General features: G+C 71.4%; 11 protein-coding genes. 5 read left to right on the forward strand and 6 right to left on the reverse strand.

The window, feature by feature from the left end:
• Positions 1 to 5: 5 nt before the first annotated feature.
• The 4 genes from PKE44_RS00055 to PKE44_RS00040 all read right to left on the reverse strand — a co-directional run bounded on the left by PKE44_RS00055 (position 6) and on the right by PKE44_RS00040 (position 7,921).
• Positions 6 to 4,529, reverse strand: a complete 4,524-nt coding sequence (locus PKE44_RS00055) for a hypothetical protein (RefSeq protein ID WP_324547645.1) — start codon at positions 4,527 to 4,529, stop codon at positions 6 to 8.
• Positions 4,530 to 4,678: 149 nt separating this feature from the next.
• Complete coding sequence (locus PKE44_RS00050) at positions 4,679 to 5,254, reverse strand: hypothetical protein (protein ID WP_324547644.1); 576 nt, start codon at positions 5,252 to 5,254, stop codon at positions 4,679 to 4,681.
• A 56-nt stretch (positions 5,255 to 5,310) separates the two neighbouring features.
• A complete protein-coding gene (locus tag PKE44_RS00045) occupies positions 5,311 to 6,168 on the reverse strand; it encodes a transglutaminase family protein (RefSeq protein ID WP_324547643.1) in 858 nt (285 codons plus the stop codon).
• 37 nt (positions 6,169 to 6,205) lie between these two features.
• Positions 6,206 to 7,921 carry a SulP family inorganic anion transporter gene (locus PKE44_RS00040; RefSeq protein WP_324547642.1) on the reverse strand — a complete coding sequence of 572 codons (1,716 nt, stop codon included), beginning with the start codon at positions 7,919 to 7,921 and terminating at the stop codon, positions 6,206 to 6,208.
• A 218-nt stretch (positions 7,922 to 8,139) separates the two neighbouring features.
• On the opposite strand from PKE44_RS00040, the gene PKE44_RS00035 reads away from it, so the two are divergent.
• From PKE44_RS00035 to PKE44_RS00020, 4 genes are all read left to right on the forward strand, one after another.
• Complete coding sequence (locus tag PKE44_RS00035) at positions 8,140 to 9,249, forward strand: S-(hydroxymethyl)glutathione dehydrogenase/class III alcohol dehydrogenase (RefSeq protein WP_324547641.1); 1,110 nt, start codon at positions 8,140 to 8,142, stop codon at positions 9,247 to 9,249.
• Between the two features lie 62 nt (positions 9,250 to 9,311).
• Entirely contained in the window at positions 9,312 to 10,154 is an 843-nt protein-coding gene (gene fghA, locus PKE44_RS00030; protein ID WP_324547640.1) for an S-formylglutathione hydrolase, read from the forward strand.
• Positions 10,155 to 10,283: 129 nt separating this feature from the next.
• A complete protein-coding gene (locus PKE44_RS00025) occupies positions 10,284 to 11,315 on the forward strand; it encodes a permease (protein WP_324547675.1) in 1,032 nt (343 codons plus the stop codon).
• Between the two features lie 35 nt (positions 11,316 to 11,350).
• Positions 11,351 to 11,590 carry a thioredoxin family protein gene (locus PKE44_RS00020; RefSeq protein ID WP_324547639.1) on the forward strand — a complete coding sequence of 80 codons (240 nt, stop codon included), beginning with the start codon at positions 11,351 to 11,353 and terminating at the stop codon, positions 11,588 to 11,590.
• Between the two features lie 29 nt (positions 11,591 to 11,619).
• Here the strand turns inward: PKE44_RS00020 and PKE44_RS00015 are convergent, their stop codons facing one another.
• Positions 11,620 to 12,942: a DUF3422 domain-containing protein gene (locus PKE44_RS00015; protein WP_324547638.1), complete on the reverse strand. Its 1,323-nt coding sequence runs from the start codon at positions 12,940 to 12,942 to the stop codon at positions 11,620 to 11,622.
• Positions 12,943 to 13,136: 194 nt separating this feature from the next.
• Here PKE44_RS00015 and phoU point away from each other — a divergent pair, with 194 nt between their 5' ends.
• Positions 13,137 to 13,826 (forward strand): phosphate signaling complex protein PhoU, encoded by a 690-nt coding sequence (gene phoU / locus PKE44_RS00010; RefSeq protein ID WP_324547637.1) that lies wholly within the window; start codon positions 13,137 to 13,139, stop codon positions 13,824 to 13,826.
• 41 nt (positions 13,827 to 13,867) lie between these two features.
• Here the strand turns inward: phoU and PKE44_RS00005 are convergent, their stop codons facing one another.
• The gene (locus tag PKE44_RS00005) at positions 13,868 to 14,143 is read right to left on the reverse strand and encodes a hypothetical protein (RefSeq protein WP_324547636.1); all 276 of its coding nucleotides are present in this window, start codon (positions 14,141 to 14,143) and stop codon (positions 13,868 to 13,870) included.
• Positions 14,144 to 14,399 lie beyond the last annotated feature (256 nt).

Genomic DNA, 14,399 nt, shown 5'->3' on the forward strand with positions numbered 1-14,399 from the left:
GGGTCTCAGAAGCGGTAGCCGAAGTTCAGCTCGACACCGTGATCGCCGCCGGCCGACTGCGTGTAGTGCAGGCCGAGGTTCAGGTTCTCGGAGAAGCGTTCACCGACGCGCACGCGCGTGCTCGCGGCGATGCCGATGCGCTGGAAGTTGTCGGCCGCGAGCTCCGAACCGAGGAAGCGCGTGTCCGAGATCCACGCCGTCCAGCGCGCGCCGCTGCCGAGGAAGGTGCCCTCCAGCGGCCCGCCGACGCGCACGGCGTTGTGCAGCGCGACTTCGTGCAGGCGGTAGCCGGCGTTCAGTCCTTCGACACGACCGCCGACCGACTGGAAGTAGCCGATCAGGTTGTCGGCGCCGAACTCGTAACCATTGCCGAAGGACGTCCGGAAGTGGCTGGTCAGCGAGGCCGAGGCCAGCGAGCCGACGTGGTCCCAGTCCTCGTCGACGACGGTGCCGTAACGGAACATCGGTTTCAGGTCCCAGCCGGCGGCGACCGGTACGCGCAGGCCACCGCCGAAGCCGTAGCTGCGGTCACGGCGATCGACGCCCCGGCCGCTGGTCGTGATGTTCGCGACCGGCAGCTCGGCGAGCACGGTCAGGCCGCTGTCGAGCTTCCACGCATAGCGCAGCGGCATTTCCTCGTAGGTCTGGCGGTAGCCGTCGGCGTGGTAGCGCCCGATGCGCGCACCGATGCCGGCCTGACCCTCGTCGATGCCGGTGACCAGCGGGTCGAGCAGGAAGCCGGCCTCGACATCGGCGAGCGTCATGCGTCCGAGCAGGCTCACGGGGCTGCCGCCGATCAGGTCGAGCGGCGAGCGCGAGGCGTTTTCGTCCGGGGTCGGCACGACCAGCGTCACGGCGTTGCCGGTATAGGTGGCGGTCTGTGCGAGCAGTGGCAGCGAGGTCACGACATTCGTGAAGGTGCCGTTGATACGGCCGTCGGCGGTCAGCAGCGTGTAGTTCGCGTCGGCCGAGTACGTGCCGTCGGCCGAGTCGATGCGCAGCGTGGCACCGCTGATCGTGATGTTGCCGGTCGAGTGCAGCAGATCGGCGTTGCCGGCCCCGTCGACCTCGATGCGCAGCGTCGAGCCGCTGGCGAAGGCAACGTCGCCGACGCTCAGCGTGCCGATCGAGTTGCCGGGGCTGAGGGTGCCGCCATCGTTGACGGTGATACTGCCCGCAATCGTGCCGTTACCGGCGAGCGTGCCGCCGCGATTGACCATGATCGTGCCGGCGGCGGCGTTGCCCTGTTCAGAGTCGCCGAGCGTGATGCCGCCGCCCAGCCCGCCCAGCGTGCCGCCCGGACGCAGGTCGAGGCCGTGCGCGTACAGGTTTGCGCTGCCCGAGAGCGTCAGTTCGCCGCTGCCGCCATCGGCCGTGGTCGTGCCGCCGAGCACGATGCTGCCGCCGACGGCCAGCGTGCCGCTGTCGAGCCGGTACCGGCCGGTGCCGCCGGCTTCGGCACCGATCAGCAGGTCGCCGCCGATGATGGCGAGCCCGCCGGTCTGCGTGAAGGTGCCGCTGCCGGCCCGGCCGATCCAGGCATCCGCGCTGACGTTGAGCCTGCCGGCGGACAGGGTGTAGCTGCCGGTCGAGCCCGCGGGGCGGCCGACGATCAGCTCGCCGTCGACCTGCGTCGTGCCGCCGGACTGTTCGTACTCGCCGTGCGTGGCGTCCCGATTGCCGATGATCAGGGCATTGGCGACGGTGAACGTGCCGCCGGTCTGCTCGAAGCGGCCGTTGCCGCGGTTGCCGACCACGGCGTCGGTCGCCACGTCGAGCGTGCCGCCGTCGAGCACGTAGACGCCGTTGCCGTCGGCCCAGCTGCCGGTCAGCGCAGTGGTGTCCTGCCAGCCGCCGAGCAGCAGCTCGCCGGCGACCGCGACCGCTCCGCTGGTCTGCGAGAAGCTGCCCTGGCCGAAGTTGCCGATCAGCAGATCACCGCCGACCGTCAGCGTGCCGCCGGAAACCGCGACACTGCCGACACCGCTGCCGTCGCGCCCGATCATCAGGTCGTCACCGATCGTGGCGGTGCCGTTGGTCTGGATCAGCAAGCCGGTTCCGGCATCACCGACCACGGCGAGCGTGCCGACGCTCAGCGTGCCGCCGCCGAGCGTGTAACTGCCGCTCGCGCCGCTGTCGCTGCCGATGCGCAGGCGGTTGGTGGCGTGCGAGCCATCGGTCTGCGTGAACGCGCCGGTGGTCACGGCCCCGACCCAGGTCGTGCCGCTGACGCTCAGCACGGCGTTGCCGAGGGCATACGTGCCGCTGCCGCCGCCCGGGTTGTTGCCGAGCACGAGATCGGTGGTCACGTGCGTGCCGCCGCTCTGCGAATACGTGCCGTCCCCGAGCGCGCCGATCACCGAGCGTCCGAGGCCGCCGCCGCTCGTGACCGTCAGCGTGCCGCCGGTCTGCGTGAACGTGCCGCTGCCGCCGGCATTGTTGCCGACCGACAGGCCGTCGGCAGTCACGCTGCCGCCGGAGAGCGTGAACGAACCGCTGCCGAGGCCGCCGACGACGATGCGGCTGTCGGTGGCCGTGCCATGCACGCTCAGGCTGCCGGCACTGAGGGTGGCCGTCCCGTGGCTGCCGCTCAGGTTGGCGACGACGAAATCCCCGCCGACCGTGACCGTGCCGCCCGACTGCGTGTACTGACCGCTGACGCCGGTCGTCTGGCCGATGATGACCCGCCCGTCAACATCGAGGCTGCCGCCCGAGATCGCGTAGCTGCCGTTGGCCCCGGCGCTCGTGCCGCTGCCGAGGATCAGGTCATGGCCGACCGTCACGGCACCCTGCACCTGCGTGAAGCTGCCGCTGAGGGTGTCGCCGATCACGGCATCGTGCGTGACATCGAGCGACGCCGGACCGTCGGTGTCGTTCAGGCGGTAGCTGCCGTTGACGTACAGGCCGAAGCTCGCCGACTGCACGGACACGCTGCCGCCGGTCTGCACGAGGCTCGCCGTCGTCGTCGCGTCGCTGCCGATGACGAGGTTCACGCGTGCGGTCGCGCTGCCGCCGCGGATGGTCAGGGTGCCGGTACTGCCCGCCACGATCGCCACATCAAGGTAATCGGCGCTCAGCGTGCCGGCACTGAGCGTATAGCTGCCGTTGCCGCCGGCACCGGCGCCGATGAAGGCCTGGTCACCGACATCGAGCGAACCGCCGCTCTGCAGCAGCGTGGCCGCGTGATCCGAGCCCAGATGCAGCGAGGTGCCGATACCCACGCTGCCGCCCGACAGTGCGTAGCTGCCGGTATTGATGCTCAGGTCATTGCCGACCGTGAACACCCCGCCGGACTGCGTGAACGTGCCATCGGCGCCGGCACCGACCAGCACGTTGCTGGTGATTGCCAGCGTGCCGCCGGACAGCGTGTAGCTGCTCGTGCCGCCGCTGGTCGTATCGGATTCACCGATACTCAGGTTCGAGGCGCTCACGCTGCCGCCCGTCTGCGTGAAGCTGCCGGTGCCGCCGAAACCGTTGCCAGCCGCGCCGAGACGCAGCGTGCCGGCAACCGTCAGGCTGCCGGTGCCGGAGAGCACATAACTGCCGGTGCCGCCGGCATCGCTGCCGGTATTACCGACCCGCAGTTCGCCGCCGACGAACTGCGAGCCGCCGCTCTGCGTGAAGCTGCCGCTGCCGCCGGGTTCGCCGGCAAAGCCGTTGTTGCCGTTGCCGATGATGGTGCTGCCGGCGACGATCAGCTGGCCGCCGCCGAGCGTGTAGAAGCCCCCGCGGGCCGGCGTGCCGCCGGTCAGCGCCGGCGCGTTGCCAAGCACCAGATCGCTGGCGACCGTATGCGTGCCGCCGCTTTGCGTGAACTCGCCACGGCCGATGTCCCCGATCGTCGACTGCGTGGTGGTGAGCGTGCCGCTGCCGGACAAAAAATACTGGCCGAAGCTGTTGGCGGGCGTTCCGCCGGCGCTGCCCAGCGTCAGCTGCGAGGTCGAAACGTCGCCGCCGCTCTGCGTGAAGCTGCCGCTGCCCAGATTGCCGACCGTCAGCGTGCTCGTCGTCAGGCTGCCGCCGCTCATCGTGTACTGGCCGTTGCCGTTGCTGGTATCGGTACCGAACACCTCGCCGCCAAGCAAGACCTGCGCGGCGCTCACGGCGCCGGCGGACTGCTGGAAGATACCGTTGCCGTTCTTGCCGATGGCGAAGTTGCCAGTAACATTCAACGCATTGGCATTGTCACTTTGCAGCGTCATCGAGTCCGGTGCAGTGGCATCGATCGTCAGCGAGGCATAAGCCGGAGCGCCAGTCTCATCGTAGGTGACGGTCTGCGATCCCAGATTGCTGCCGGCCGGGGCCAGCAGCTGCACGATGTCCCCGGCTTGCGGACTGCCGGAAATGTCATCCCAGAAACCGGTAGTCCAAGTTTCGCCATCATTACCTCCCCAAGTGACGGTTGAGGGTGCCGTCTGCGCAGGTGCCTGCTGCATGGCCAGCCCGAGCGCCAGCGACAGCAACGTGCGGCCGGTGGGGAAGCGCTTGCACGCTGACGACAGCCCGGGTAGCGGATTGACAATGTTCATCGCTGGGGACTCCGTCTCTGCGGGCGGTCATGCCGGTCACCACCGATGCAGCGGCGCGGACGTGGGGTATGCCACGATGGTAACCCGATGCCCGCCACAGTCGGCATAGCCGGATGCGGCTGTAACGGCCGGTCAGGCGGAAACGCCGGTTAGAAGTGCGACGACAGCCAGCGTCGCAGTTGATGGATCCAGCCCGATCCGGCTGATCCATCGCCGGGCGCCGGCAGCGGTTGCGTCAGCGTCCGCCGTCCGTCCCACGCCGCCCAGCGCAGCACCTCGGCCTGCGCGTGCAGGCGCAGCGGCGGCAGTGGTGCCGGCGGCTGGCGTTCGAGGCCGGCGAGCACGCGGGCGAGCCAGAGCGCCAGATCCGACAGCGCCCGCGCCACGACGGCGAGCGCCAGGCGCCGGCCTTCGGCGAGCTGTGCATCGGTGGCTTCGGACTGCATCAGCTCGGCGTGCAGCGCCAGCCAGTCGCCGGTGCTGGCGACCAGCGCATCGAGTGCGGCTTCGAGCGCCGCGGCATCGTCGCCGGCGAGCGCCTCGCCGAGGGATTGCGCCGCGGCACGGCTGGCGCCGTTCAGCGCCAGCCAGCGCTCCGGCCCGCGCACGGCGAGGAAGGCTTCGTCGGCCGGCAGCGCGGGGGTCTCGCTGTTCGCGGCCCGCGGCTGGCGGGTGGCGGCGAGCAGCGGCAGCAGGCGTTCGGCGAGGCGGGCGGCGGTGTTCATCGGCGGTTCCCTCGCGGTGGCTGCGGACAGGATGCGGTGGGGCTGCCGGCACAGCCTCAGAGCGCCGCCACGCGCACGTCGACCTGCATGTCCGCCTGCAGATCCGGTGGTCCGTAGAAACTGCCTGACACCGGCGGGATCGCCTCCGGGTGGCGGGCGACCGCAACCGGGATGTGGTCGCTGCCGGTCAGCACGCCGCCGGTCGGGTCGAAGCCCTTCCAGCCCGGCCCCGGCAGGTAGACCTCGGCCCAGGCGTGGGTCGAGGCATGGCCGGCGGCGGTCTCGGAGGTGTGCAGGTAACCGCTGACGAAGCGGCTCGCCAGCCCGAGGCCGCGGCAGGCCTCGATGAACAGCGTCGCGTAGTCGCGGCAGGAGCCGGTGCCGAGGCGCAGCGTTTCGGCCGGCGACTGCACGCCGGGCTCCTCGCGCATGCCGTATTCCAGCTGCCCGCAGATGGCGCGGTTCAGCCGGTCGAGCAGCACGTAGGTTTCCAGCGTCCCCGCCCCGATGCCGAGTCCGGTGACCCAGGCCGCCACCACGGCGCGATCGGACGGATAGACCGGCGTGCTCGCCAGCTGCAGGTCGGTGCGTTCGGCCGCTGCGTACTCGAACGGGTAGTGCAGCGCGTAGTCCTCGACCAGAAAGTCGAGCGGCGCATCGTCGTGGTGTTCGATGACCACTTCGCTGTCGATGCAGAGCCGTCCGGCCGGCTGCGGGAAGTGCGCGATCGCGACCGAGTTGTCATCGGCATCGCGGCACCAGCGCAGCTGCGCGGCCGGGGTGATGTCGAGGCGCGAGCGTTCGACGCGCACCTCGTGGCCCTCGCGCGGGCGCAGCAGCAGCCGGTGCGGGCCGAGCCGGACCGGCTCGGGATAGCGGTATTCGGTGCGGTGCGCGATCAGGATGCGCTTCATCGGCGGCTCTCCGGCGGCGATGCGGACCTGCACCGTACTACGGATGCGGGCGATCGGCCGCAGCCGGCGCAGGGTTTTCGCCGGTCAGCGCCGCGATCGCCTGACGCTCGGTGCGGAAACAGCGGTTTTCGCCGAACTCCGCCGGCACGCCGGCGCGCTCCAGCAGCCGCCAGACCGGCAGCTTCATGCGGCAGAGATAGAGCGTCGTGCCGCGTGCCGCCAGCGTGCGGCGCAGCTCGCGCAAGGTATCGAGGCCGGTGACATCGAGATCATTGATCGCCGTGCCGACCAGCAGCACGCGCTGCACGCCGGCATCGACGTGATCGAGCACCGCGCGCTCGACCGCCGCCGCACTGGCGTAGACCAGCGCCGTGTCCGGGCGCAGCACGATCAGGTCCGGCGCCGGCCGCGGCAGGCCGTAGCGCTCGCGCGCGCGCAGCCGGCCATCGGGCAGCACGCCGAGTTCGACGATGCGCGGCTGGCTGCGGCGCAGCATCGAGGCCGCGAGGCCGGCGATCAGGCCGGCGAGCACGCCCCAGTGCAGCTGCGGCACCGCGAACAGCGTCGCCGCGAAGGTGATCAGCGCCACCAGGCCGTCGTCGCGCGCCAGCCGCCCGATGCGCCGCAGGCCGGCCACGTTGATCAGCCCGGTCACCGGCACGATGACGACGGCCGCCAGCACCGCCTGCGGCAGCGGCGCGAGCACGGCGGTGCCGGCGAGCAGGAACGCGAACACGCAGGCGGCGGCGAACAGCGTCGACCAGGCCGTGCGGGCGCCGGCGTATTCATTGAGGGCCGAGCGCGAGAACGAGCCGCTGACCGGAAACGCCCCGCTGGCGGCGCTCGCGATCTTGGCGAGCCCCTGACCGATCAGCTCCTGATTCTCGTTCCAGCGCTCGCCGCGCCGGCGCGCCAGCGTGCGCGCACTCGACATCGCCTCGGTGAAGCTGACCAGCGCCACGACCAGCGCCGGCGCGAGCAGCGCCCGGTGCGTCCCGAAATCGAGCGCCGGTGGCAGCGACAGCTGCGGCAGCGCCTCGGGCACGCTGCCGATCACGGCCCCGCCATGGCCTGCGTAAGCGCTGAAGTGGCTGAGCACGATGCCGAGCCCGCAGACGAGCAGTACGCCCGGCCAGTGCGGCCGGTGCCGGCGCAGCCACAGCAGCAGCAGCAGGGCCCCGAGCCCGAAGGCCGCGGACACGGCCACCGCGCCGGGCGCCTGCTGCAGGCGCGCCGCCACCTGCGCCGGCCAGCCGGACAGCGACGCCCCCCAGGGCGGCAGGCCGAGCAGCGCCGGCAGCTGCGTGGCGATGATGATCAGCGCCGCCGCATGGATGAAGCCGGCGAGCGTCGGCCCCGAGACCAGGTTCGCGATCACCCCGAGGCGCAGCGCCCCGAGTGCGCACTGCATCAGGCCCGCGTACAGCGCGAGCCACACCGCGGCCGCCACCCAGCCGCTGCTGCCCGGCGCCGCGAACGGCTGCAGCGCGCCGAAGCTCAGCAGGCTGGTCAGCGCCACCGGCCCGGCGGCGAGCAGCGGCGACGAGCCCCACAGGCAGCCGACCACCGCCGGCAGCAGCGCCGCGTACAGCCCGGTCTGCGCCGGCATGCCGGCGAGCGTCGCGTAGGCGAGCGCCTGCGGGATCAGCACCAGCCCGACCGCGAGCCCGGCGCGCAGGTCGGCAGCGAGTGTCGCGCGCGTCGGACGCGGCCAGGCGAGGAAGGGCAGCCAGCGGCGCAGGGCAGGGGACATGATCGGCGAAGGCCTCCGGCGGCGGTGGCGGACGGGTATCCAGCCTGACAGGAACCGGCGCCCGCCGCCCGCAGTCCTGCAGAGACCGGCCATTCCCCGGCGTGCCGGGGCCGGCGGTCGCCTGCGCATCCCCGATGCTGCCGTCTAGCCTGTAGCGGTTCGAGCCGTCCGCGGCCGCCCGATGCCTGCGGGCATCGCCCCACACGAGGAGCCTGCCGATGAAAGCCCGTGCCGCCGTTGCCTGGGAAGCGCAGAAGCCGCTCTCGGTCACCGAGATCGAAGTCGAGGGGCCGCGTGCCGGCGAAGTGCTGCTGCGCACGGTCGCCACCGGGGTCTGCCACACCGATGCCTTCACGCTGTCCGGCGACGACCCCGAGGGCGTCTTCCCGTGCGTGCTCGGCCACGAGGGCGGCTGCATCGTCGAGGAGTGCGGGCCGGACGTGAAGGGCCTGAAGCCCGGCGATCACGTGATCCCGCTGTACATCCCCGAATGCGGTCACTGCGAGTACTGCGCCTCGACGAAGACCAACCTCTGCCAGTCGATCGCCGCGACGGTCTGGACCGGCTACATGCCCGACGGCACGCGCCGCTTCGCGAAGGACGGCAAGCCGATCTTCCATTACATGGGCTGCTCGACCTTCAGCGAATACACGGTCGTGCCCGAGATCGCGCTCGCGAAGATCAACCCGGCCGCCCCGCTCGACAAGGTCTGCCTGCTCGGCTGCGGCATCACCACCGGCATCGGCGCGGTGCTGAACACCGCGAAGGTCGAGCCCGGCAGCACGGTCGCGGTGTTCGGGCTCGGCGGCATCGGCCTGAGCGTGATCCAGGGCGCGGTGATGGCGAAGGCCGGCCGCATCATCGCCATCGACACCAACCCGGCCAAGTTCGACATGGCGCGCGCGCTCGGCGCCACCGACTGCGTGAACCCGGAGGCGCTCACGGTCAGCACGCGCGAGGCCATCGTCGAGATGACGCACGGCGGCGTCGACTACAGCTTCGAATGCATCGGCAACGTCGAGGTCATGCGCGAGGCCCTGGAATGCACGCACATGGGCTGGGGCGTGTCGACGATCATCGGTGTCGCCGGTGCCGGCCGCGAGATCCGCACCCGGCCGTTCCAGCTCGTGACCGGCCGCACCTGGAAGGGCACGGCCTTCGGCGGCGTCAAGGGCCGCTCGCAGCTGCCGGGCTTCGTCGATCAGTACCTGAACGGCACGATCCGCATCGACCCGATGGTCACGCACACGATGGGTCTGGAAGACATCAACCATGCCTTCGAGCTGATGCATGAAGGCAAGAGCATCCGCTCGGTGATCGTGTTCTGAATGAACCGGCCGCCGCTTCGCCCGGCTTTCCCCGTCCTTACCTGCCGCGAGGCCCCGCCCCGATGTCGACCCCCGAACGCCTCGAACGCATCCGCGAGCATGAAGGCTGGCTCGAACGCTGGCGGCATGACTCGCAAAGCTGCGCCTGTCCGATGACGTTTTCGATCTACCTGCCGCCGCAGGCCGAGGCCGGCCCGGTGCCGGCCGTGTACTGGCTGTCGGGCCTGACCTGCTCCGACGACAACTTCCGCGTCAAGGCCGGCGCACAGCGCTACGCCGCCGAACTCGGCCTGGCGCTGCTGATTCCGGACACCAGCCCGCGCGGCGACGAGGTGCCGGATGATCCCGGCTACGACCTCGGCCAGGCCGCCGGCTTCTACGTCGAGGCGATCCGCGCACCGTGGGCCACGCACTACCACATGCACGACTACGTCGCCTTCGAACTGCCGCTGCTCGCCGAGACCTTGTTCCCGCTGCAGCCGGGCCGGCGGGCGATCTGCGGCCACTCGATGGGCGGGCACGGCGCGCTGGTGCTGGCCCTGCGCCATCCGGGGCGCTACAGCAGCGTCTCGGCCTTCGCACCGATCTGCCATCCGTCGGCGAGCCCCTGGGGCGAGAAGGCGTTCACGGCCTATCTCGGTGCCGACCGGCGCATGTGGCGGCCCTGGGATGCGACCAGCCTGATCGAGGACGGCGCCGCGCCGCTGCCGATGCGCATCGAGCAGGGCACGGCCGATGAGTTCCTCGGCGAGCAGCTGCACCCGGACGACCTCGCCGCCGCCTGCGCGGCGCGCGGCATCCCGCTCGATCTGCGCCTGCGTCCCGGCTACGACCACAGCTACCACTTCATCGCCAGCTTCATCGGCGAGCACCTCGCCTGGCACGCCGGGCATCTGCAGGGCTGAAGCCGGGCTGCACGACAACCTCCGGAGCGATTGACACCGGTCATCGCGCGCTTGCCTGCATTGTTCTATGGATATCGAAACAAATGCAGGAGCGCCGCGATGCAGACCGTTCCGTCCGTTCCGTCGTCGATGCAGGCGCGACTGCGCGCCAGCGGCCCGAGCCTGATCGCCGTGGCCGGCGCCGTGCTGGGGCTGTTCGTGTACGAGCGGCTGCCGGCACTCGCCGCGGCCCTGGCTGCCTGGCTGCCGTTTGCGCCCGACAGCCGGGCCGGGGCGGCCATCGGCTTCTTCCTGTACGAAGTGCCGAAGGTCCTGCTGCTGCTGTGCGCCGTCGTGTTCGTGATGGGCATCGTGCGCTCGTACTGCTCGCCCGAGCGCACGCGGGCGCTGCTCGCCGGGCGACGCGGCGGCCTCGGCAATGCCCTCGCCGCCGCACTCGGCGTGGTCACGCCGTTCTGCTCGTGCTCGGCCGTGCCGCTGTTCATCGGCTTCCTCGGGGCCGGCGTGCCGCTCGGCGTGACCCTGTCGTTCCTGATCGCCGCACCGATGGTCAACGAGATCGCGCTCGGCCTGCTGTTCGCGCTGTTCGGCTGGCGGATCGCGGCGCTGTATCTGGCGCTCGGCCTGACGGTCGCGCTCGGGGCAGGCTGGATCATCGGTCGCATCGGCATGGAGGGCAGCGTCGAGGACTGGGTGCGCACTTGCCCGGCCACGACCGCCGCGGCCGGTCTTTCCGGCCCGGTCGGCTGGAATGCACATCTCGGCGCCGGCAGCGCCGCCGTGCGCGACATCGTCGGGCGGGTCTGGCCTTACCTCCTCGCCGGCATCGCGGTCGGCGCCGGCATCCACGGCTACGTGCCGACCGACTTCATGGCGGCGCTGATGGGCCGCGAGGCGTGGTGGAGCGTGCCGCTCGCCGTCGCGCTCGGCGTGCCGATGTACTCGAATGCCGCCGGCATCGTGCCGGTGGTCGAGGCGCTGCTCGCCAAGGGCGCGGCCCTCGGCACGGCACTGGCGTTCATGATGTCGGTCGTCGCGCTGTCGCTGCCCGAGCTGGTGATCCTGCGCAAGGTGCTGAAACCGCGACTGATCGCGGTGTTCACCGGTGTGGTCGCAACCGGCATCCTGCTGGTCGGCTACGTGTTCAATCTCGTGCTGTGACGAGGCCGGTCACCGACCGGCTGCGGAGGCCTGCCATGAACCGACGCAAGATCCAGATCCTCGGCAGCGGCTGCCAGAAATGCCGCAAGCTCGCCGAATACGCGACGCAGGCCGCCGACGAGCTGGGCCTCGACTGGGAGCTGGAGAAGATCACCGATCCGGCGCGCATCGCCGGTTTCGGCGTGATGCAGACCCCGGCCCTCGCCGTCGACGGCGTCGTGAAGCTCGCCGGCCACCTCGCCGGTGTCGCCGAGCTGAAGCGCCTGCTCGGCTGAGGATCCGCGACGAAGGGCCGGAGGGGGCATCAGTGCGCGAGCGCCTTGCGCATGCGGCCGATCTTCCAGGTCAGCGCCGCCAGCGCGACCGGCACCGCGGCCCCGGAGACGATCTCCGGGCTCAGCGGCAGTCCGGCCTTCGACAGCGCCTTGACCAGATAGCCGAGCAGGCTGACCAGGTAGTAGCTGAGCACGACCACCGACAAGCCCTCGACCGTCTCCTGCAGCCGCAGCTGCAGGTCGGCGCGGCGGTTCATCGACGCGAGCAGCGCCTGGTTCTGCTGCTGCAGCGTCACGTCGACGCGCGTGCGCAGCAGCCCGGTCGCCCGCGCGACGCGCTCGGACAGCTGGCTCTGGCGCTCGCGCACGGCCTCGACCGTGCGCATCGCCGGCGCCAGCCGCCGCTCCATGAACTCCTCCAGCGTCTGCAGACCCTCGATGCGCTCCTCGCGCAGTTCCTCGATGCGCCGCTCGACCAGCGTGCGGTAGGCACGGCTGGCCGCGAAGCGGTAGGTCGAAGTCGCCGCCCCGCGCTCGACCTCGGCGGCGAGGTCGGAGAGCTCGGTCAGCAGCTTCGCCTCGGCGTCCGGGGCCTCGTTGCCGGTCATGCGTCCGGTGATCTCGGCCAGCCGGCGTTCGACGCCGTTGAGCTCCTGCGAACTGCGCCGGGCATTCGGGAAGCCGAGCATCGCCAGCATCCGGTAGGTCTCGATCTCCAGCAGGCGCTGCACCAGCCGCCCGGCCTGACGCGGCGACAGGCCGTGATCGGCGACCAGCAGCCGGTCGAAGCCGTCCGGATGGATGCGGAAGTCGCTCCAGGCCACGGCCGCGCCGCCGAGCACGCGGCTGCCGGCGATGTTGGTCGTGCCGAACACCGCCTGCATGTTGGCGAGATCGCGCCCGGCGCTGCCGCCGGATTCGAGGATCACGTGCGTGGCGACCAGCACCTCGCCGGGCAGGCCGGCGAGCCAGTCCGAGGGCACCGAGGCGATCGGCGGCGCCGCGAACGGGTCGTCCTGATCCGGCTCGGCGCGCAGGAAGGTGTAGGACGAGAACTCGGTGTGCCGCTCCCAGCGCAGGCGCAGCGGCCCGAGGTCGATGGCGTGGAACACCTCGTTCGAGGCCGGCGGCTCGACGCCGTAGCGCCAGCACAGCTCGGCGACGTGGGCGCGATCGGCCGCCGCGCCGTCCGGGCCGGACAGCACGGCCAGATGCGAGGCGCGCGCCGGGGCGCGCAGTTCCTCGGACGGCCGGGCATGGATTTCGTGGTCGAGCACGCGGCGGGTGGCGTGTTCGCGCAGGCCGCCGAACAGGAACGCCGGCGGTGGTGCCGCGCCGGGGACGCTGGACATGGTGGGACTCCGGAAGGGTCTGGAAGCGGGAGCGGCGAGTCTACGGGGCACATGCCATCGTGAAAAGCATTGCGTCAGATGAAAATACACCTGCCACCCCGGCGTCCTGCGCTGGTCACGGGCTTGTCATGTTGCAGCGCAATAATGCGGCGGCCGACCCGGCCGTTCCAGTCCCTGCCTTGCGGATTGCCACCATGAGCTTCACGACCGAACCCCACCTCGTGCGCAGTTACGACGAGCGCCTGGCCAGCCTGCGCGACCTGCTGACGCGCATGGGCAGCCTGGCCGCGACGCAGTTCGAGGCCGCCGCCGCCGCACTGCTCGCGCTCGATGCCGGCATCGCCGCCCGCTGGCCGCACGGCGAGCGCTGCATCGACGAGCTCGATGCCGAGATCGAACGCGCGCTGCTGCTGCTGCTGGCGCTGCGCGCGCCGGTGGCCTCGGACCTGCGCCTGGTGCTGGCGCTCGCCGATGCCGCGCGCCATCTGGAGCGCATCGGCGACGAGACCGGCAAGCTCGCTGCCGCCACCGTCGCGCTCGCCGGCACGCCCTGCCCGCGCAGCCTGCTCGATGCGGCGGTGCGCCCGCTGCTGGCACAGGTCGGCGACATGCTCGCGCAGGCGCGTTCGGCCCTCGATGCGGTCGATGCCACGGCTGCGGCGCGACTGGTCGAGGACGACCGGCGGCTGGATGCCGAATATCACGCGCGGCTGGCGACGCTGGTCGCGTGGATGGCCGAGCATCCGCGCGGCATCGGCGCCGGCATGCAGCTCGCCAGCGCGCTGAAGGCCATGGAGCGCATCGGCGATCATGCCCGCGACATCGGCCTGCGCATCGCCGCCTGCGTGCGCGGCACGGCCGGCGAAGCGGCCGCGACCGGCTGAGCGCACGAACGCCGCCGGCCCGCAGGCCCGGAAATCGGCGCTCAGTGCGCCTGACGCAGCGATTCGGCGCTGCGCTCGCACTGTTCGAGCGCGCGCTCGATCAGCTGCAGCGCCTTGTTGCGATGCCCGCCGTGATCGGACGGCGCCGCCTCCAGATCGCGCTGCGCGAGCTTCAGCGCCTCCATCGCCGCGTGCAGCTTCGCCGGCTCGGCCGGCGGAGGCGGCGCGGCACTCGCGACGAAGGACACGGACAGCAGGCCGGCGAACAGCGGCACGGCGAGGCGCGGCAGCAGCGAGGCACGCGGGCGCAATGACATCGGGACGACCTCGGACGGGCGCAGGGAAAGGATGCAGCCATGCTACGCCCGCCGCGTCCCCGACGGCTTGAAGCCGGCTTAAGCCCGGTCGCATCAGGCGGCGCGCTGCAGATCATCCTGCTGCGATCGCAGCGCACGCCCGGCCCTGCGCGCGCCGCAGGAGCGTCAGGCCATGCAGCCGCTGCCGGAAACCTTCGCTCCCCGCTGCGGCAAGGCCGGCCTCAGAGCGGCTTGCGCAGCGTGAACGCGCCGCGCA

The organism is Plasticicumulans sp. (assembly GCF_035331805.1).
Lineage (GTDB): Bacteria > Pseudomonadota > Gammaproteobacteria > Competibacterales > Competibacteraceae > Plasticicumulans.